Source organism: Paenirhodobacter sp. (genome assembly GCF_050177655.1).
Classification (GTDB): Bacteria; Pseudomonadota; Alphaproteobacteria; order Rhodobacterales; family Rhodobacteraceae; genus Rhodobacter.
Map to the genome: position 1 here is coordinate 24,722 of NZ_JBFXGV010000005.1, position 17,981 is coordinate 42,702.

Annotated in this window: 18 protein-coding genes; 4 read left to right on the forward strand and 14 right to left on the reverse strand. The window is 68.9% G+C overall.

Translation table 11 applies throughout. The annotated features are described in order from the left end of the window. Nucleotides 1-55 precede the first annotated feature (55 nt). On the forward strand, nucleotides 56-3,514 hold the full coding sequence (gene smc / locus AB7U46_RS03635) for a chromosome segregation protein SMC (protein WP_428335572.1): 3,459 nt from the start codon (nucleotides 56-58) through the stop codon (nucleotides 3,512-3,514). A gap of 16 nt (nucleotides 3,515-3,530) precedes the next feature. Here the strand turns inward: smc and AB7U46_RS03640 are convergent, their stop codons facing one another. Further along, nucleotides 3,531-5,543, reverse strand: coding sequence for an FAD-dependent oxidoreductase (locus AB7U46_RS03640; protein WP_428335573.1), 2,013 nt, complete (start codon nucleotides 5,541-5,543; stop codon nucleotides 3,531-3,533). Nucleotides 5,544-5,827: 284 nt separating this feature from the next. On the opposite strand from AB7U46_RS03640, the gene AB7U46_RS03645 reads away from it, so the two are divergent. Beyond that, nucleotides 5,828-6,733: a LysR family transcriptional regulator gene (locus tag AB7U46_RS03645; RefSeq protein ID WP_428335574.1), complete on the forward strand. Its 906-nt coding sequence runs from the start codon at nucleotides 5,828-5,830 to the stop codon at nucleotides 6,731-6,733. A gap of 36 nt (nucleotides 6,734-6,769) precedes the next feature. Here the strand turns inward: AB7U46_RS03645 and AB7U46_RS03650 are convergent, their stop codons facing one another. From AB7U46_RS03650 to AB7U46_RS03660, 3 genes are read right to left on the reverse strand one after another with little or no spacing between them, the layout of a single operon-like run. Further along, complete coding sequence (locus AB7U46_RS03650) at nucleotides 6,770-7,705, reverse strand: OmpA family protein (RefSeq protein WP_428335575.1); 936 nt, start codon at nucleotides 7,703-7,705, stop codon at nucleotides 6,770-6,772. Next, a complete protein-coding gene (locus AB7U46_RS03655) occupies nucleotides 7,702-8,415 on the reverse strand; it encodes a GNAT family N-acetyltransferase (protein ID WP_428335576.1) in 714 nt (237 codons plus the stop codon). Before AB7U46_RS03655 ends, AB7U46_RS03650 begins: the two co-directional genes overlap by 4 nt. Then, nucleotides 8,412-9,140 (reverse strand): competence/damage-inducible protein A, encoded by a 729-nt coding sequence (locus AB7U46_RS03660; RefSeq protein WP_428335577.1) that lies wholly within the window; start codon nucleotides 9,138-9,140, stop codon nucleotides 8,412-8,414. The genes AB7U46_RS03655 and AB7U46_RS03660 overlap by 4 nt, the downstream gene beginning before the upstream one ends. Nucleotides 9,141-9,254: 114 nt before the next feature. On the opposite strand from AB7U46_RS03660, the gene map reads away from it, so the two are divergent. Further along, the gene (gene map / locus AB7U46_RS03665) at nucleotides 9,255-10,067 is read left to right on the forward strand and encodes a type I methionyl aminopeptidase (RefSeq protein WP_428335578.1); all 813 of its coding nucleotides are present in this window, start codon (nucleotides 9,255-9,257) and stop codon (nucleotides 10,065-10,067) included. Nucleotides 10,068-10,123: 56 nt separating this feature from the next. On the opposite strand, the gene AB7U46_RS03670 is transcribed toward map, so the two are convergent. Genes AB7U46_RS03670 through AB7U46_RS03680 form a run of 3 tightly spaced genes read right to left on the reverse strand, consistent with a single transcriptional unit; the run spans nucleotide 10,124 to nucleotide 12,524 of the window. Beyond that, entirely contained in the window at nucleotides 10,124-10,771 is a 648-nt protein-coding gene (locus AB7U46_RS03670; protein ID WP_428335579.1) for an HAD family hydrolase, read from the reverse strand. Then, nucleotides 10,768-11,331, reverse strand: coding sequence for a 16S rRNA (guanine(966)-N(2))-methyltransferase RsmD (rsmD, locus tag AB7U46_RS03675; protein ID WP_428335580.1), 564 nt, complete (start codon nucleotides 11,329-11,331; stop codon nucleotides 10,768-10,770). Before rsmD ends, AB7U46_RS03670 begins: the two co-directional genes overlap by 4 nt. Continuing rightward, the gene (locus AB7U46_RS03680) at nucleotides 11,328-12,524 is read right to left on the reverse strand and encodes an NAD(P)/FAD-dependent oxidoreductase (protein WP_428335581.1); all 1,197 of its coding nucleotides are present in this window, start codon (nucleotides 12,522-12,524) and stop codon (nucleotides 11,328-11,330) included. The genes rsmD and AB7U46_RS03680 overlap by 4 nt, the downstream gene beginning before the upstream one ends. Nucleotides 12,525-12,599: 75 nt before the next feature. Between AB7U46_RS03680 and AB7U46_RS03685 the strand changes: the two genes are divergently transcribed. Continuing rightward, entirely contained in the window at nucleotides 12,600-13,088 is a 489-nt protein-coding gene (locus tag AB7U46_RS03685; RefSeq protein WP_428335582.1) for a peroxiredoxin, read from the forward strand. A 25-nt stretch (nucleotides 13,089-13,113) separates the two neighbouring features. Here the strand turns inward: AB7U46_RS03685 and AB7U46_RS03690 are convergent, their stop codons facing one another. The 7 genes from AB7U46_RS03690 to AB7U46_RS03720 all read right to left on the reverse strand — a co-directional run bounded on the left by AB7U46_RS03690 (nucleotide 13,114) and on the right by AB7U46_RS03720 (nucleotide 17,977). Next, nucleotides 13,114-13,488 (reverse strand): 4a-hydroxytetrahydrobiopterin dehydratase, encoded by a 375-nt coding sequence (locus AB7U46_RS03690; protein ID WP_428335583.1) that lies wholly within the window; start codon nucleotides 13,486-13,488, stop codon nucleotides 13,114-13,116. 11 nt (nucleotides 13,489-13,499) lie between these two features. Continuing rightward, nucleotides 13,500-14,666 carry a GNAT family N-acetyltransferase gene (locus tag AB7U46_RS03695; protein ID WP_428335584.1) on the reverse strand — a complete coding sequence of 389 codons (1,167 nt, stop codon included), beginning with the start codon at nucleotides 14,664-14,666 and terminating at the stop codon, nucleotides 13,500-13,502. Between the two features lie 48 nt (nucleotides 14,667-14,714). Continuing rightward, on the reverse strand, nucleotides 14,715-15,482 hold the full coding sequence (locus AB7U46_RS03700) for a glycerophosphodiester phosphodiesterase family protein (RefSeq protein WP_428335585.1): 768 nt from the start codon (nucleotides 15,480-15,482) through the stop codon (nucleotides 14,715-14,717). Then, entirely contained in the window at nucleotides 15,482-15,943 is a 462-nt protein-coding gene (locus AB7U46_RS03705) for a RidA family protein (protein WP_428335586.1), read from the reverse strand. The genes AB7U46_RS03700 and AB7U46_RS03705 overlap by 1 nt, the downstream gene beginning before the upstream one ends. An 87-nt stretch (nucleotides 15,944-16,030) precedes the next feature. Beyond that, entirely contained in the window at nucleotides 16,031-16,378 is a 348-nt protein-coding gene (locus AB7U46_RS03710; RefSeq protein WP_428335587.1) for a hypothetical protein, read from the reverse strand. 10 nt (nucleotides 16,379-16,388) lie between these two features. Further along, a complete protein-coding gene (locus AB7U46_RS03715) occupies nucleotides 16,389-17,162 on the reverse strand; it encodes a DUF6478 family protein (protein ID WP_428335588.1) in 774 nt (257 codons plus the stop codon). 185 nt (nucleotides 17,163-17,347) lie between these two features. Continuing rightward, nucleotides 17,348-17,977, reverse strand: a complete 630-nt coding sequence (locus AB7U46_RS03720) for a hypothetical protein (protein WP_428335589.1) — start codon at nucleotides 17,975-17,977, stop codon at nucleotides 17,348-17,350. Nucleotides 17,978-17,981 lie beyond the last annotated feature (4 nt).

Consider the following 17,981-nt stretch of genomic DNA (forward strand, 5'->3'; position numbering starts at 1 on the left):
ACAGCCCCGCACGCGCGCCCGAAACTTGGGCAAACGGAAAAGGAATCGTCCGCCCTTGCGCTTCACCCGGCTGCGTCTGAACGGCTTCAAGAGCTTCGTCGACCCGACCGACCTCGTGATCCACGACGGTCTGACCGGGGTCGTCGGGCCGAACGGCTGCGGCAAGTCGAACCTGCTCGAGGCGCTGCGCTGGGTGATGGGCGAGAACCGCCCCACCGCGATGCGCGGCGGCGGGATGGAGGACGTGATCTTCGCCGGTGCCGCGACGCGCCCGGCGCGGCATTTCGCCGAGGTCTCGCTCAGCATCGACAACACCGAGCGGCTCGCCCCCTCGGGGTTCAACGACAACGACAATCTGGAGATCATCCGCCGCATCACCCGCGACGCGGGCTCGGCCTACAAGGTCAACACGAAGGACGTGCGCGCGCGCGACGTGCAGATGCTTTTCGCCGATGCCTCGACCGGCGCGCAATCGCCCGCGCTGGTGCGGCAGGGGCAGATCTCCGAGCTGATCAACGCGAGGCCGAAGGCGCGGCGGCGCATCCTCGAGGAGGCCGCCGGGATCTCCGGCCTTTATCAGCGGCGCCACGAGGCGGAGCTGAAGCTGAACGGTGCCGAGCAGAACCTATTGCGCGTCGACGACGTGATCGAACAGCTGGCCGGGCAGCTCGCCACGCTCGCGCGGCAGGCGCGGCAGGCGGCGCGCTACCGCGAGATCGGGGCGGAGCTGCGCCGCGCCGAGGGGATGCTGCTTTACCGCCGCTGGCGCGAGGCCGATCTCGCCCGCGCCGAGGCGGAGGCCGGGCTGCGCGCCGCGCTGCAGGGCGCCGCGCAGGCGGAGGCCACCGCCCGCGCCCGCGCGCGCGAACGCACGGCGGCGGAGGAAAAGCTGCCCCCGCTGCGCGAGGAGGAGGCGATCGCCGGCGCGATCCTGCAGCGCGTGACGCTGCAACGCGACGCGCTGAAGGACACCGAGGCGCAGGCGCTGGCCCGGATCGAGACGCTGAAGGCGCGCATCGCGCAGCTCGACCGCGACATGGAGCGCGAGGCCGGGCTGAACCGCGACGCGGGCGAGACGATCGCGCAGCTCGACTGGGAGATGGGACAGCTCCTGAAGGCGACCGATGGGCATGAGGAAAAGCTCGCCACCGCGGCGGAGGCCTCGGCCGAGGCGGCGAATGTGCTCGCCGACCGCGAGGCGCATCTCGCCGAGATGACCGAGGATGTCGCCCGGCTTGCCGCGCGGCATGGCTCGGCGCAGCGCCTGGTGACGGATGGCCGCGCGACCGCGGCGAAGGCCGAGGCGGAGGCCGGACGCGCCGAGGAGGCCGCCGGGGCCGCCGAGGAGGCGCTCGAACGCGCGGGCGAGATGTTCGAGACCGCGCAGGAGGCGCTCGAGGAGGCGCATGCCGCGGCCGAGGCCGCAGAGGAGGCGCTGGCCGCCGCCGAGGAGGCGCGCGCCGAGGTGCAGACCCGCGAGAGCGCCGCGCGCGCGATGCGTTCGGAGGCCGAGGGCGAGGCCGGGGCGCTGCGCGCCGAGGTCACCGCGCTTGCCCGGCTTGTCGAGCGCGAGGCGGCGACCGGGCATCAGCTGCTCGACCGGGTGCGGGTGACCCCGGGCTTCGAGGCGGCGCTGGGCGCGGCGCTGGCCGATGACCTGCGCGCGCCGGAGATCGAGGAAAACGCCCGTTCCGGCTGGGGCCTGCTGCCCGATTACGCCGATCCGCAGCCGCTCCCCGACGGCATCGCGCCGCTTTCCGATCAGGTCGAGGTGCCCGCGGTGCTCGCTCGCCGCATCGCGCAGATCGGCCTCGTGATGGATGCGACCGAGGGCGCGGCGCGGCAGGCGGAACTGCGCCCGGGCCAGCGCCTCGTCTCGGTCGAGGGCGATCTCTGGCGCTGGGACGGGTTCCGCGCCGGGGCCGAGGATGCGCCGACCGCCGCCGCGCTGCGGCTGCGTCAGCTCAACCGCCTCGTCGAACTCAAGCGCGATCTCGAAGAGGTCGCGGCCCGGGCCGAGGGCGCGCGGCAGGCGCATGAGACGCTGACCCGCGCGCTCGCCGATGCCTCCGCCGCCGATGCCCGCGCGCGCGAGGCGCGGCGCAGCGCAGATCAGCGCCTCGCCGAGGCCGGGCGCGCGCTCAGCCGCGCGGAGGCGGATCGCGCGATTGCCGCGGGCAAGCGCGAGAGCGCGCGGCTGGCCGTCACCCGCCACGGCGACGAGGCGATGGCCGCGCGGCGCAGCCTTGCCGAAGCGGAAGCGCAGCTTTCCGCCCTGCCCGATCTCGACGCCGCGCGCGCCGAGGTCGATGCGGTGAAGATGACGGTCGAGGCCGCGCGCGTGACGATGCTGACGCGGCGCTCTCATCACGACGAGATCCGGCGCGAGGGCGAGGCGCGGCTGAAGCGGCGGCAGGAGATCACCAAGGAGATCTCGGGCTGGCGGCACCGGCTCGACACCGCCGAGAAGCGTACCGCCGAGCTGACGGAGCGGCGCGCGGAGACGGTGGAGGAGCTGGAAGAGGCCGCCGCCGTGCCAGAGGAGCTGGCGGCGAAGCGCGAGGAGCTGAACGAGGCGATCGAGGCCGCGGAGGAGCGCTGCGCCGGCGCCGCCGACCGGTTGGCCGAGGCGGAGAGCGCGCTGCGCGAGGCGACGCTTGCCGAGCGCGAAGCCGAACGGATCGCGGGCGAGGTGCGCGAGGGTCGTGCCCGCGCCGAGGCCCGGGTCGAGGCCGCGCGCGAGACGCTTGCCCATGCCGCCGAGCGGGTCACCGAGGCGACCGAGATGAGCCCGCAAGCGCTGCTCGACACGCTCGACGCCGATCCGGAGAAGATGCCCGATGCCGAGACGCTGGAGATCGACGTCGCCCGGCTGAAACGGCAGCGCGAGGCGCTGGGCGCGGTGAACCTGCGCGCCGAGGAGGACGCGCGTGAGATCAAGACCGAGCACGACACGCTGGTGCAGGAGAAATCCGACCTCGAGGAGGCGATCCGCAAGCTGCGCGCCGGCATCCAGGGGCTGAACCGCGAGGGGCGCGAACGGCTGCTCACCGCCTTTGAACAGGTGAACGAGAGCTTCCGCACGCTCTTCACCCACCTCTTCGGCGGCGGTGCGGCGAGCCTCGAACTCGTCGAGAGCGACGACCCGCTCGAGGCCGGGCTCGAGATCATGTGCCAGCCGCCGGGCAAGAAGCTTTCGACGCTCTCGCTGCTTTCGGGCGGGGAACAGACGCTGACCGCGATGGCGCTGATCTTCGCCGTCTTCCTCGCGAACCCCGCGCCGATCTGCGTGCTCGACGAGGTCGACGCGCCGCTCGATGACGCCAACGTCACCCGCTTCTGCGACATGCTCGACGAGATGACGCGCCGCACCGACACGCGCTTTCTCGTCATCACCCACCACGCGGTGACGATGAGCCGGATGGACCGGCTCTTCGGCGTGACGATGCAGGAGCAGGGGGTGAGCCAGCTCGTTTCCGTGGATCTCAAGCGCGCCGAGCAGCTGGTGGCCTGAGCCCGGCGCGCCTCTGTCAGAGCGCTGCGCCGAGCCGGGTGCCCTGGTCGATCGCACGTTTCGCGTCGAGCTCGCCCGCGACATCGGCGCCGCCGATCACATGCGGCGTGACGCCCGCGGCGATCAGCCGGTCGGCGAGCGAGCGCTCGCTCACCTGCCCCGCACAAAGCACGACGGTATCGGCGGCGATCAGCGTCGGATCGCGGCGCTCGGGGCCGAAGCTCACATGCAGCCCCTCGGCGTCGATCCGCTCGTAATTCACCCCGCCGATCATCTTCACGCCCTTCGCGGCGAGCGCGGCGCGGTGAATCCAGCCGGTGGTCTTGCCGAGCTTGCGCCCGGGCTTCTCGGGCTTGCGCTGCAAAAGCGTGACCCTGCGCGCGGGCGCCTCGGGCACGGGATCGGCAAGGCCGCCCGGGCTTTGCGCGGGATCGCCGACACCCCATTCGCGCATCCACTCCGCGGGGTGCAGCGTCGGGCTGTCGCTCACGGTGAGGAATTCCGAGACATCGAAACCGATCCCCCCGGCGCCCACCACCGCGACGCGCGGCCCCGCGGTCACGCGACCGGTGAGGATGTCGATATAGCTCGCCGCGCGCTCCTGCCCGGGGATCTGCGGATCGCGCGGGGTGACGCCGGTCGCGATCACCACTTCGTCGAAGCCCGCAAGCGTGTCGACCGTCGCCTCGGTGTTGAGCCGCAGGGTGACGCCGCTGCGCGCGAGCATCACCGCGAACCAGTCGGTGAGACCGAAGAACTCCTCCTTGCCCGGCACCTGCCGTGCGAGGCAAAGCTGCCCGCCAATCTCGCCCGCACGATCGAAAAGCGTGACCGCATGACCGCGCCCGGCGGCGGTGATCGCGGCGCTCAGCCCGGCGGGGCCGGCGCCGACCACGGCGATCTTCTTCGGCGCCGCGGCGGGGGCGATGACGAGGTCGGTCTCATGCCCCGCGCGCGGGTTCACGAGGCAGCTCGAGACCTTGCCGGAGAAAGTGTGGTCAAGGCAGGCCTGGTTGCAGGCGATGCAGGGGGCGATCTCCTCGGCGCGCCCCGCCGCCGCCTTCGCCACGAAATCGGGATCGGCAAGGAAGGGCCGCGCCATCGAGACCATATCGGCATCGCCGCGGGCCAGCACCTCTTCGCCGACCCCGGGCGTGTTGATCCGGTTCGAGGTGATCACCGGGATCGAGACCTCGGGCCGCAACCGCGCGGTGAGCCAGGTGAAGGCCGCGCGCGGCACCGAGGTGGCAATGGTGGGCACCCGCGCCTCGTGCCAGCCGATGCCGGTGTTGAGCATCGTGGCGCCGGCGGCCTCGATCGCCTTGGCGAGGGTCACGACCTCCTCCCAGGTCGAGCCGTCGGGCACGAGGTCGATCAGCGAGATGCGATAGATCACGATGAAATCGGGGCCGACCGCGTCGCGCACGCGCTTCACCACCTCGACCGGCAGGCGCATCCGGTTTTCGTAAGACCCGCCCCAGCGATCCTCGCGCCGGTTCACATGGCGCACGAGGAACTGGTTGAGGAAATAGCCCTCCGACCCCATCACCTCGACACCGTCATAGCCCGCCTCGCGCGCCCGCGCCGCGGCGGTGGCGATATCGGCGATCTGCTTTTCGATCCCGGCCTCGTCCAGTTCGCGCGGCGCAAAGGGCGAGATCGGCGATTTCACCGCCGAGGCTGAAACACAATCGGGCCCATAGGCATAGCGCCCCGCATGCAGGATCTGCATCGCGATCCGGCCGCCCGCCTCATGCACGCGCGACGTGATCAGCCGGTGATGCGCGATGTCCTCGGCACTATAAAGCCCCGCCGCCCCGGGAAACACGCCGCCCTCCGGGTTCGGCGCCATCCCCCCCGTCACCATCAGCCCGACGCCGCCACGCGCGCGCGTGGCATAGAACTCGGCCACCGCGTTCCAGTCGCCGCGCTCCTCCAGATTGGTGTGCATCGAGCCCATCAGCACGCGGTTTTTCAACACCACATGGCCCAGGTCGAGCGGCGCCAGCAAATGCGGATAATCGCTCATCGTTTCCTCCCTCTTTGGGCGCCAAATTGACGTGCGCGGAAGGCATTGTCACCTCTTTCGCCGCGTCATCGGGCCTGCGCTGTTTCATCTTGCCGAAAATACCTCGGGGGGAGGCGCAGCCGGGGGGCAGCGCCCCCCTCCGCCTTCCCCACCGCCGCGACAATCGTTTCTGTGCCTTAACCCAAGCCAGCATTTTCCCCGGTATTGTCCCTGCGCGGCCCCATTTGCGCCCGATTTGACGCCGAATGATCGGTGAAACGAGAAACGTTCCCGAAGGGTGTACAATGGACCGCCTGACCGAAATGGAAGCCTTCGCCACTGTCGTCGATCAGGGTGGCTTCACCGACGCCGCGAAGAAGATGGGGATCTCGAAATCCGCCGTCTCGAAACATGTCTCGGCGCTCGAGGCCCGGCTTGGCGCGCGGCTCCTCAACCGCACCACGCGGCGCGTCTCGCCCACCGAAATCGGGCTCGCCTATTACGACCGCGCCCGGCGCGTGCTCAATGACGCGGGAGAGGCCGATGCGCTCGTCACCGCGATGCAGGTGGCGCCCTCGGGCCTTCTGCGCATTTCCGTGGCGACCGATTTCGGGGTCAATCTGCTGTCGCCGGTGCTTGGGGATTTCCTTCAGGAATACCCCGAGATCACGGTGAACATGGTGCTCAACAACCGTTATGTCGAGCTGATCTCGGAAGGGTTCGACATGGCGATCCGCGTGGGCGAGCTCGAGGACAGCACGCTGCGCGCGCGCAAGCTCACCGAAACCGCGAAACGGATGATCGCCTCGCCGCGCTATTTCCAGAAATACGGGCGCCCGCTGAAGATCGACGATCTGAACGAGCACAAACTGCTGCATTACTCGAACCAGTCTAACGGCAATGTCTGGAAGATCACCGCCCCCTCGGGCGAGCGGCGTCAGGTGCGCTCGGCCGGCTGGCTGACGGTGAACGACGGGCAGTCGCTCCTGCACGCGGCGATCGCCGGGCTCGGCATCGCCTATCTGCCCAGCTTCCTTTACGCCGATGCGATGAAACAGGGCCTCGTCGAGGAGGCGATGCCCGACCTGCCGATGGAGACGCTCGGCATCTATGCCGTCTATCCGCCCGGGCGTTTCACGCAGCCGAAGGTGCGCGCCTTCATCGATTTCCTCGCCCAGACCTTTGCCGAAAAAGGGCCTGACAACTGGTGAGACGATTTCCCTCCACGGCGCTCTCCGTCCGCGCCGTCACCTCGGGGTCGAGGCCAACACGGCTTCGACCCTTCTGTTTTTCTCCCGCCCCTCGGGGGTGAGATTGCTCGCGCGCGGCGCGAGCCAGCCGGCCCCCTCCGCCGTGAGCTGCCCCGCCGAGACGCCGTAATCGGCGATCAGCCGCTCCCGCACCGCCGCCGCGCGCCGCTTCGACAGCGCGACATTGGCGTCGAGCCCGCCGGTCAGATCCGTGTGGCCGACAAGCGCGATCTTCGCGTCGGGTCGCGTAGCGAGGTAATCGGCCAGCGCCGTGAGCGAGGCATATTGCGCGGGATCGAGCGTCGCCGCCCCGCTCTCGAAGCGCAGATCGTCAAGCGCCACCGCCCCTTTCGCCTCGATCAGCGCGGCGAAATCGCCCGGTGCCGCGGTGATGTCGGGCGCGGGCTGCGGGGTGGCCAGCGGATTGTCCGGCGTTGCCGGGCGCACGTCCTGCGCGGTGAAATCGGTCAGATGGACAAAGCCCGATTCCGAGGAGCGCGACACGGTGAGCGCAAGCCAGTCATTGCCGCGCCGCGCCGCGAGATAGCGGAAATCGCCCAGATCGACATGCATGCCGGGCTCGGGCAGCAGATCGAGCGCATAGCGGAAATCGAAACCGCCACAGGCCTCGGTGTCGCATTCGAAAAGCAGATCGTAGCCCGCCGTCTCGATCTGGTCGCGCAAGGGCGCGAGGATCTGCAGCGTCGTCTGCTGATTGCCGCGCAGCCGCCAGGCGCTGTCGTGGCGATTGCCTTCGAGCACCTCCTCGGGCGCCGCGCCATTCTTCCAGGCCCCGATCAGCAGCCGATAGGTCGTCGCCGGGCCGTCGGCCTCGGCCGAGATCGACGCGCCATCGGGGAGCACGGGCGCGAAAGGATCGGCCAGCGCCGGGGCGGCGCAGAGCGCAAGCGCCGCGAGAAGCGCAAGCCTCATGCGCGGGCCTCGCGGCGGTAGTGGTAGTAGCAGGCGGCCTCCATGCCGATCTCGCGGTAAAGCGCGTTTGCCGCCTCGTTCTGGCGCCGCACGACGAGGGCGAGCGTTTCGGCCCCCTCGCCCGCGGCCCAGCGCACCGCCTCGGCCATGATATTGCGGGCAAGCCCCTTGCGGCGGAACTCGGGCAGCACGGCGAGCGCATGCAGCATCGCGGTGCCGGCATGGATACCGACGAAGGCGGCGCCCGCGGCGCGGTCATTGGTACGCCCGAGGATCGCGGCTTTCGGCGCGGGCGCGCGCTCGGCCACCGCCTGCCGCCCGGCGCCGATCTCGCTCTCGCTCCAGACCTCGCGGGTGATCGCGAGCGGCGGCCAATGCGCGAAAGCGGTCACCGGCGGCACCTCGGCCGAAAGCCTCGCCAGCGGCGCGGCATAGATCACCACCGGATCGAAAAGCTCGAAGCCGCGCGCCTCGAGCGCGGCGTCGAGCGCCTCCTCGCCCGGGCGGATGATGAATTTCGGCTGTTGGTCCAGGGCCTTATGCGCGGCGATCGCAGCGTCGAGATCGGCATGTTCCAGCGGCGCCTCGAGGCTTGCGCAGCTCACCCGCGAGCCACCGCCGCGCCCCTCGCGCACGAGAAAGCCCCCTGCCTCGCGGAGCGAAGCCGCGGGCCAGGTCGCGTCGATCACCTCGAAAAGCGGATCTCTCATTGCCCCTCCGGGAAATGGGTTTTCAGCGCGGCGAAGGCCGCCTCGAGCGCGACAGGATCGGTCGAGCGCGCGACGAGATTGGTGCCATATTGGCCGTCGGTGACAAAGGGATAGGAGCCGAGCGAAACGCCCGGATGAGCGACGGCGAGCGCGCGCAGCTCTTCGGCGATCGCGGCCTCGGCGACCATCAGCTGCCAATTGCGGCTTTGCAGCGGGGCGCCACCCGCAAGATGCGGAAGCAGCCCCGCGACCATCGCCTGGAAGATGTTCGGCACCCCGGCCATGACGTGGCAGTTCTCGACAGAGAAGCCCGGCGCGCCGGAAACCGGGTTGTCGATGAGCCGCGCCCCTTCAGGGATGCGGGCCATGCGCAGCCGGCTTTCGGTGAATTCGACGCCGCGGGCGGCGTAATGGCGCGCGAGGATCTCGCGCGCGTCCTCGCGCACGTCGATCATGCGGCCGAAGGCATCGGCCACCGCATCGGCGGTGATGTCGTCATGCGTCGGCCCGATGCCGCCCGAGGTAAAAAGCTGATCATGCGCGGCGGACAGTTCGCGCACCGCGGCGACGATGGTCGCGTGATCGTCGCCGATGACGCGGATCTGTTTCAGGTCGATGCCCGCCTTCGCCAGTTCTCCCGCGAGGAAATAGGCGTTCCCCTCGCGCGTTCGTCCGGTGAGGATCTCGTCGCCGATGATCAGGATCGCAGCGGTCGGATTGGGCATTTCGGGCCTCCTTTGCGGATTTGTATATGCCGCTGCCCGCAAGGGGAAAAGCCCGGCTCTGGCCAATCGGCGCGTTTGTGACTATCTAGGGCCCAGCGTAGCAGGAGAAGTGCAGTGGAAGAGAGCCGGGGCCGCGTCACCAAGGACGGGATTCGCATCTATAACACCACGACCGATTTCGACGGCATCCGCGCCTCGTGCCAGATCACGGCGCAGATCCTCGACGAGGTCGCAGATCTCGTGAAGCCGGGGGTGACGACCACCGAGCTCGACGATTTCATCCGCAACCGGCTGACCGAACTGGGGGCGACCTCGGCGACGATCGGATACCGGGGTTACAAACATGCCTCCTGCATCTCGATCAACCATGTCGTCTGCCACGGCATCCCGGGGGCGAAGGTGCTCCATGACGGCGACATCCTGAACATCGACGTGACCGTGGTGCTCGACGGCTGGTTCGGCGACAGCTCGCGGATGTATGTCGCGGGCGATCTGAGCCGCAAGGCGCAGCGGCTGATCGACGTGACCTATGAATCGCTGATGATCGGGATCGAGCAGGTGAAGCCCGGCAATACCTTCGGCGACATCGGCCATGCGATCCAGCATTACGTCGAGGGCCACCGGATGAGCGTGGTGCGCGACTTCTGTGGCCATGGCGTCGGGCGCGTCTTCCACGCGCCGCCGAACGTGCTGCACTACGGGCGCGCGGGCTCGGGCCCGGTGCTGGAAGAGGGGATGATCTTCACGATCGAGCCAATGGTGAACCTCGGCCGGCCGGAGACCAAGGTGCTCGCCGATGACTGGACGGCGGTGACCCGCGACAAGTCGCTGAGCGCGCAGTTCGAGCATTGCGTGGGCGTGACGGCGGATGGCTGCGAGATCTTCACGCTCTCGCCGGCGAACCGGTTCCACCCGACCTGGCGCTGAGACCGGGGGCGCTGCCCCCGGACCCCCGGGATATTTTCGCTCTATAGAAACGGCGATCAGAGGCCGAGGAGCTTCGGCACCTCGGCCATCTTCGTGAAGAGTTCGGCACCGGTGGCGGCGAGGCGCGGGTTCGGCCCTTGCGGCGCATAACCAAGCACACGCATCCCCGCCGCGATGCCGGCGCTTGCGCCGGTCGCACTGTCTTCGATTACGACGCAGCGGGCGGGATCGACGCCAAGCGCTGCCGCGGCATGGAGATAGAGATCGGGCGCCGGTTTCGGCTTGCCAAGATCCTGACCGGAGAAGAGGCGGCCTTCTAGTTTAGCCTCGATCTCCGGGTGCTGGCCGAGCGTCGCGCGCATCTTTGCCATCCGCCCGTTGGATCCTACTGCATAGGGGATTTCTGACTTGTCGAGAATTTCGAGAAGTTCGGGAATTCCGGGCATCAGCGGCGTACCCTTGCACAACCGCGCATAGAGACGTTCGTAATACTGGTCGACCCAGTCCTCGGGCAGCCCCGCCCCCATCTCGTTCGCGATCGTCCGCACGCCTTCGATCGTGCCACCGATGAAGAGGGCTTCGAGCTCGGGAATGCTCAGATGCAACCCATGTGCGGCGAACTCCTCCTGAATCAGGGCAAAGGTCGCGGGCTCGCTGTCGACGAGCACGCCGTCGCAATCGAAAAGAACGGCAGAAGGAGTCATGCGGGCATCCGGGCGAGGGTGACGAGCGTGTCGCCATATTTGCGCTGGTCGATCTCGACAAGCGGTTCGGGAACGGCAGGGGCGGTGTTCTCTTCCCAGACCACCATCGCGCCGGGGGCAATCCAGCCGTTCGCGATGCAGGAGGCGATCGCCTTCTCGCCAAGCCCCATGCCATAGGGCGGATCGAGGAAGACGAGGTCATAGCCCGCGCCACGGCACGGTCCCATATTGGTCGCATCGCGGCGCCAGACATCGGTGACGCCCATCGCGCGCATCAGCTCGATATTGCGGCGAAGCAGCGCGCGCGACGCGGCGCCGTCATCGACGAAGGCCACGCGCGCGGCACCGCGGCTCAGCGCCTCGAGGCCGAGCGCCCCGGTGCCGGCGAAGAGGTCGAGCACCCGCGCGCCCGGCACCGGATTGCCATGCGTCCCGTTGATCAGCAGGTTGAAGATCGACTCGCGCACGCGATCGGTCGTCGGGCGCAGATGCGCCTGCGCATCCCCCTCGCCCACATCGGCCAGCTTCAGCCCCCGACGTTCGCCCCCGATGATCCTCATTTCATCAGCGCCTTCAGATCGGTCGCGGTCTCGATCTCCTCGGGCGTGACCGCCTTGCCGCCCTCGATCAGCCGCTTGCCGATCATATAGGCGCGCGGATCGTTCAGCGCGTCGACGGCGATCAGCCGCGGCCCGCGGAAATACCAGAACGAGCTCCCGTCGCCGATGCGCGAGACGACGCGATCATAACCCGCGTTCAGCCCGGCGATCTGCAGCTTCATGTCGAACTGGTCCGACCAGAACCAGGGCTTCGGCTGATAGGCCTTACCGGCGCCAAGCATGTTCTCGGCGACACATTCCCCCATGTCGATCGCATTGCCCACGCTTTCGAGCCGCATCCGCCCATCCGGCCCGGGGAAGGAGGCGCAATCGCCCGCGGCCCAGATCGCCGGATCACTGGTGCGCAGCTGTTCATCGACGGCAATGCCGTTCTCGACGCGCAGGCCCGCGGCCTCGGCCAGTGCCGTCGAGGGTGCGACACCGATGCCGACGATCACGAAATCGGCCGGGATCACGCGGCCATCCTCCAGCTCGGCGCCGCTCACACGGGCCTCGCCGACCAGACGTTTGAGCCGCATCCCCTCGAGGATCTTCACCCCGTGATCGACATGCAGCGCGCGGATCGCATCCGCCGTCTCGGAACAGGCGACGCGGCCGAGGATGCGCGGCGCCGCCTCGATCAGCGTGACGGTGAGGCCGAGCTTCGCCGCGACCGCCGCCGCCTCGAGCCCGATATAGCCGCCGCCGATCACCACGAGATGCCGCCCCGCCGTGAATTCGGGCTCCATCGCATCGACATCGGCAAGGCTGCGCACCGTGTAGACGCCAGCAAGATCGCCGCCGATCGCCGCAGGCAGGCGCCGCGGCACCGCCCCGGTGCAAAGCGCGAGCTGATCGTAGGGCAGGCTTTCGTCGCCCATTTCGACGCGCTTCGCCGCACGGTCGATCGCGGTGACCTGCGCGCCCATCACCAGCCGCACGTCATTCGCCGCATACCAGTCGGCGCCGCGCAGCGTAAGCCGGTCAAGCGGCATCTCGCCCAGCAGATATCCCTTGGAGAGCGGCGGGCGCTGATAGGGCGCGACCGGCTCCTCGCCCAGGATCGTCAGCGACCCGACATAGCCCTGCGCACGCAGCTTCGCCGCCATCGAGGCCGCCGCCTGCCCCGCTCCGACAATCACGATCCCGCTCATCTCATACCTCTGGTCAGTTCCGGCGCCGACCCTATATCCTTGCGGCAAAGCAGTGCAATCCGAAGGGAGATCGACATGGCTGTTACGGTTGGGGACAAACTTCCCGGCGCCACTTTCCTGAAACTTGGCGCGGAGGGGCCGGAATCGGTGCATCTCGGCCCGAAGCTCGCCGGCCGCAAGGTGGTGATCTTTGCGGTGCCCGGCGCCTATACCGGCGTGTGCACCACCGCCCATGTGCCGAGCTTCATCCGCACGAAGGACGCCTTCGCGGCGAAGGGCGTCGACGAGATCATCTGCATCGCGGTCAACGACCCCTTCGTGATGAAGGCCTGGGGTGAGGTCACCGGCGCCGATGCCGCCGGCCTGACGATGCTTTCGGACGCGGAATCGGCCTTCACCACCGCGATCGGGATGGATTTCAACGCGCCGGCGGCGGGGCTCATCAACCGCTCGATGCGCTATGCGATGCTGGTCGAGGACGGCGTCGTGAAGATCCTGCACAAGGAAGAAGCGCCGGGCACCTGCGAAGCCTCGGCGGGCGAAGGGCTGCTCGCCGCGATGTAAGCGCGATGGATTCGGGGCGGGGCGCTCAGTCCGGGGCGCCCCGTTTCGCATGTTCCGAGCACAGGCAGGCGATCGGCCGGGAATGATCCGTCTCGATCTCCGCCGCACCCGCCAGCGCATCGAGCCTCAGCGCCAGTTTCAGATCGAGCGCGGTGAGGCCGCCCGCCGAATGCGTCGTCAGCGTGACGTCGACGACATTGTAGCGGTTCGTCCAGTCGGGGTGGTGGTCAAGCTTTTCGGCGCTGAGCGCGGCGCGCGCCATGAACCCCCAAGCCTCTGAAAAGCCCTTGAACTTCCAGACCTTGCGGATCGCATCGCCGGTTTCGGCGGCGCGCCATCCGGTGGCCTCGAGCGGCGGAAGCTCCGCGTCGCGTTCGGCCTCGGTCAACAGATCTGTCATCATCTCCTCCGTCAGTCCGTTTCGCTGCGATAGGGGCCGAGCGCGGTGAGCTCGGCAATCTCCGCCGCCACCGCATCACGCTCGGCGTCGAGGTAATCGGCCACCGCCCGGCGCAGGCCCGGATGGGCGATGAAATGCGCCGAATGGGTGGTCACCGGCATGTAGCCGCGGGCGAGCTTGTGCTCGCCCTGCGCGCCGGCCTCGACCCGGGCAAGGCGATGCGCGATCGCCCAGTCCGTCGCCTGATGATAGCAGAGCTCGAAATGCAGGAAGGCGTGATCCTCGAGGCAGCCCCAGTAGCGGCCATAAAGCGTATCGCGCCCGATGAAGTTGAGTGCCCCGGCAACGGGGGTGCCATCGCGCTCGGCGAGGATCAGGAGCACATCGTCGCGCAGCGCATGCGCCGCGTCGAAGAAGGCGTGGGTGAGGTAGGGCGTGCCCCATTTGCGGCTGCCGGTGTCCTGATAGAAATCCCACATCGCGGCCCAGTGGCGGGGCTCGATCGCATCGCCGGTCAGCGCCCGGATCGTTCCTCCGAAATCACGGGCGCGTTCGCGCTCCTTGCGGATCGCCTTGCGCTTGCGCGAGGACAGGGCGGAAAGGAAATCGTCGAAATCGGCGTAGCCGCGATTCTCCCAGTGGAACTGCACGCCGGTGCGATGCAGCCAGCCCTCCTCCTGCGCCACGGCACTCTCTCCCTCGGGGCAGAAGGTGACATGGGCCGAGGAAAGACCGTGCTGGTCCGCGATCTGCGCCATCGCCCGCAGCAGAAGCGGCGCGAGCTCTTCGTGCCCGGGGCGGGTCAGCAGGCGGTGCCCGGTCGCGGGGGTGAAGGGCACGGCGCATTGCAGCTTCGGATAATAGCGCCCGCCCGCGCGCTTATAGGCATCGGCCCAGGCATGGTCGAAGACATATTCGCCCTGCGAATGCGATTTCAGGTAAAGCGGGGCGACCGCGGCGATCTCCCTATCGAGGCGCAGCGCAAGATGCATCGGCACCCAGCCGGTGCCACGCCCGACCGAGCCGGAGCTCTCCAGTGCGGCGAGGAAACGATGCGTGGTAAACGGGTCGAACGCGCGCTCTCCGTCCGCGGTTTCGGGGCAAGCGCAAGCATTCCAGTCAGCTTCCGAGATTTCGGAAATCTGCGAATGCGTTGTTATCTCGAGAGTCTTATCCATGAAGCCCCGCCACCCGACGCAGGAAGGATGGGGCGGCGGGGGCTGCCGTCAAGCCCCGGCGGGATGCGCGGCGAGATAGCCCTCGAAGGTGATGTTCTGCGCGATCTTGCGCGCCTCCGCCTCGGCCTCGGGCGAGCGGATCGTCCAGCACAGGATCGCCGCGCCCTTCGCCTTGAGATCCGCGATCCGCGGCGCGGCGAGATCGGCGGCCTCATGCGAGACGAAGGAACAGCCAAGACGCTCGTAATCCGGGATCGGGGCGAGATGGGTGCGCACCGCGGCGGGCAGGAGCGGCCAGTCCTCGGCACTATAGGCCGAGGTCGTCAGCCCGATCGCCACCCCGGGCGCCGCCGCGGAAAAGGCCGCGACCGCATGCGGATTGAAGGACATCACCGCGAGCGGCCCGGCATAGGCCGCGAGCAGCTTGGCCGCCGCTTCCTCGAGCGCGCCGACCTCGGGCCCCATCGCGCCATCCTGATCCTTGATCTCGACGAGGAGCGGCGCGCGCCCCGCGACGAGATCGAGCACCTCGGCCAGCGTCGGGATCCCCTCATCGCCGCCAAGGAGCGTCGTCGCCCCCAGCTCGGCCGCCGTCAGCCCGCGGATCCGACCCGAGATACCGGTCAGACGCTTCAGATCGTAATCGTGAAACACCATCGGCACGCCATCGGCCGAGGGCTGGATGTCGCATTCGATGCCATAGCCCGCGGTGATCGCGGCGCGCATCGCGGCGAGGCTGTTTTCCGGCCGCCCCTGGGCGCGGTCATGCAGCGCGCGATGCGCGAGCGGCGTGGTGAGGAAGGCGGCGGGCAGCATCAGGCGACCTCGAAGATCGCCTCGATCTCGACCGCGACGCCGAAGGGCAGCGCCGGGGCGGAGACGGCGGAACGCGCATGGCGGCCGGCCTCGCCGAAGACCTCGACCATCAGGTCGGAGCAGCCGTTGATGACCCGCGGCTGATCGGAGAAATCGGCGGTCGAGTTCACGAAGCCGACGAGTTTGACGACGCGCGTCACCCGGTCGAGATCGCCAAGCGCGGCCTTCGCCTGCGCGATCAGCGCCAGACCACAGCGGCGCGCCGCGGCCGCGCCCGCCTCGACCTCGAGCCCGGCGCCGAGCTTGCCGGTGATCATGTGGCCATCGGCGCCGATCGAGATCTGCCCGGAGACGAAAAGCTGGTTGCCCGTGCGCACGAAGGGCACGTAATTCGCCGCCGGCGCCGGGGCCGGGGGCAGGTCGATCCCGAGGGCGCTCAGCCGCGCGTCGATCTGGCTCATGATTTCCTCTCTGCTTCGGGTCATGCTTCGCGCGCGAGGCTAGGCGCGATGGCGCCCGGCCTCAAGGGGCCGTGACCGCAGAAAGGCTCAGGCGCCGGTTTCGACGCAATGCCGCCGAAAGGCGCGCTTGAGCAGGTCGAGCTCGGCACGCAGGAGGTCGATCTCCGCGCGCAGGTCGTCCTCCAGCGGCACGCCGGTGACGATGGTGAAATGGCCCACGGTCTCCCCGCCCAGGCGGATCACGAAGGTCTGCACCCCCTCGGAGAGCAGCTCCGCCGGGATCGGCAGGCTCAGCCGCCATTTCCCCGCATCCTCCGCCACGATCTCGAGACCGGGCAGATCCGCCTCCTGATGGCTGACGCTCAGCGCCGGCTCGGCGCTCCCCGACCAGAGCCCTTCCCAGCGCCCGGCGCGCACCCGCGACATCTCCAGCATCCCGACCTCCTCAGATATCCGCGCGCGGATGGCGCGCGAAGGTGAGATCGTGCAGCACGATCTGGTTCATCTGCGGCCCCTCGAAGATCAGGTCGACCCAGACCTTCTCCACCCGCTTCTCGTTCATCTTGGTATAGGCGAGATCGAATTCGACGAAGCGCTCGCCCGCGGCCAGCGGCAGCTCGCGCACCAGCTGATCGGTGTTCGGCCCGTGTTTCACGTTGAGCCGGCAGAAGATCTCGAGCGGCTTTTCCAGTTCGACATCCAGCGTCAGCCGCATCAGGTGGTTGCGGCGCAGCCCCTGCACCCCGGCCTCCGGCAGATCGAGCACCAGCGAGAGGAACGAGCCGTCAAAGCGGAACACATCCATCCGCAGCGCATAGGGCGCGATGTCCTGCGCGCGGGTGTTGCGGATCTGGCGCAGGGTCAGCTCGCTCACCTTGCAATCGTGGAACAGCGTGACCTCCTGCCCCAGCATCGCCCGGCTTTCCGCCGCCGCGATGCCGCAGGGCGCGACCGGGCCGCGCCAGAGCTCGGGCCGCCAGGCCCAGTCGCTGCCAAGCGGCCGCTCGATCCCGTCGCCCCCGCCCGCGGGCAGGAGCAGACGCTCATCCGCGAAATGGACCACCCGATCGACCTCGCGCCGGATCGCCTTGGCATCGGTGCGCAGCTGTCGCAGATCGCCCGGCGAGAGCGTGGGGGCCAGCCGCGCCGCGCGCGCCCAGCGCGCCAGCATGCGGCTTTGCACCAGCCGATCGAGGAATGAGTTCGACTTCCTGGACATGTTCGCGACTTTGACCCGATACCGTTACCAAAACAGAAACAATGGCACTCCCCTGTTTCCTTTGGCACGAAGCTGCCGCAAGCGGAAGGGGAATTCGACCTTTTCCATGCAATGCCGGGCACTTGGCTCGGCATTCATCGCAGGATCAACCGAAGATTGCGCGCCCCCGCGACGGGGCCACCCGCTCAGTTCGCGGCGCGAATCGCGGTGTCGAAAGCGGCGAGCAAGCCGATCTGATCGGCATCGCGCATCGAGCTCCCGGCCAGCGGCAGCACCGAAAGCGCGGTGATATGGCCACCAAGCCCGGTGATCGCGCGCCAGTAGGTCTTCGCCACCGGCGCACCGGTCGCCTTCGAGCGGTCCTCGATCTTGAGCAGGAGCAGGTTGTCCTGCCGCGTCACCTTGACGACCCGCACGTCCTCGGCGAGGCCCGAACGCGCGAGCGCCGCACGCCCGACCGGGGTGCGGAAGAACTTCTCGAACCCGGGGAAGGTCGCCTCGACCGGACCGGCCGCCTCGGGGCCGACGGTGGCGCTCAGCATCGCATGGAACGGCGGCTTCGGCGCGGCGGGATCGCCCGAGATCGCGGCGCAATTGCCCCAGAGCACGAAGCTGCCCTGCTTGCCGTCGCGGCGCGAGCCGGGATCGACGCAGAAGCCCTTCGGCGCGGCGAGCGTCAGCGCACCGCCCAGCACCGTGGTGCGGTCGGTCGCGGGCGCGCCCGGCATCACGCAGCCGGCCAGCACCAGCAGCAGGGCCCCGGCAAGCGCGGCGCGCAGATCGGATGAAGTCCTCCTCGACATGGGATCCGGCATACAG

Bases quoted from the DNA above. Each gene is read 5' to 3' on its own strand.
- AB7U46_RS03650 (WP_428335575.1), bottom strand. From the start codon at position 7,705: ATGAGGCTTGCGCTTCTCGCGGCGCTTGCGCTCTGCGCCGCCCCGGCG.
- rsmD (WP_428335580.1), bottom strand. From the start codon at position 11,331: ATGAGGATCATCGGGGGCGAACGTCGGGGGCTGAAGCTGGCCGATGTG.
- AB7U46_RS03655 (WP_428335576.1), bottom strand. From the start codon at position 8,415: ATGAGAGATCCGCTTTTCGAGGTGATCGACGCGACCTGGCCCGCGGCT.
- AB7U46_RS03690 (WP_428335583.1), bottom strand. From the start codon at position 13,488: ATGACAGATCTGTTGACCGAGGCCGAACGCGACGCGGAGCTTCCGCCG.
- AB7U46_RS03700 (WP_428335585.1), bottom strand. From the start codon at position 15,482: ATGCTGCCCGCCGCCTTCCTCACCACGCCGCTCGCGCATCGCGCGCTG.
- AB7U46_RS03695 (WP_428335584.1), bottom strand. From the start codon at position 14,666: ATGGATAAGACTCTCGAGATAACAACGCATTCGCAGATTTCCGAAATC.
- AB7U46_RS03640 (WP_428335573.1), bottom strand. From the start codon at position 5,543: ATGAGCGATTATCCGCATTTGCTGGCGCCGCTCGACCTGGGCCATGTG.
- AB7U46_RS03685 (WP_428335582.1), top strand. From the start codon at position 12,600: ATGGCTGTTACGGTTGGGGACAAACTTCCCGGCGCCACTTTCCTGAAA.
- AB7U46_RS03715 (WP_428335588.1), bottom strand. From the start codon at position 17,162: ATGTCCAGGAAGTCGAACTCATTCCTCGATCGGCTGGTGCAAAGCCGC.
- AB7U46_RS03710 (WP_428335587.1), bottom strand. From the start codon at position 16,378: ATGCTGGAGATGTCGCGGGTGCGCGCCGGGCGCTGGGAAGGGCTCTGG.
- AB7U46_RS03705 (WP_428335586.1), bottom strand. From the start codon at position 15,943: ATGAGCCAGATCGACGCGCGGCTGAGCGCCCTCGGGATCGACCTGCCC.
- AB7U46_RS03645 (WP_428335574.1), top strand. From the start codon at position 5,828: ATGGACCGCCTGACCGAAATGGAAGCCTTCGCCACTGTCGTCGATCAG.
- AB7U46_RS03660 (WP_428335577.1), bottom strand. From the start codon at position 9,140: ATGCCCAATCCGACCGCTGCGATCCTGATCATCGGCGACGAGATCCTC.
- AB7U46_RS03720 (WP_428335589.1), bottom strand. From the start codon at position 17,977: ATGCCGGATCCCATGTCGAGGAGGACTTCATCCGATCTGCGCGCCGCG.
- AB7U46_RS03670 (WP_428335579.1), bottom strand. From the start codon at position 10,771: ATGACTCCTTCTGCCGTTCTTTTCGATTGCGACGGCGTGCTCGTCGAC.
- AB7U46_RS03680 (WP_428335581.1), bottom strand. From the start codon at position 12,524: ATGAGCGGGATCGTGATTGTCGGAGCGGGGCAGGCGGCGGCCTCGATG.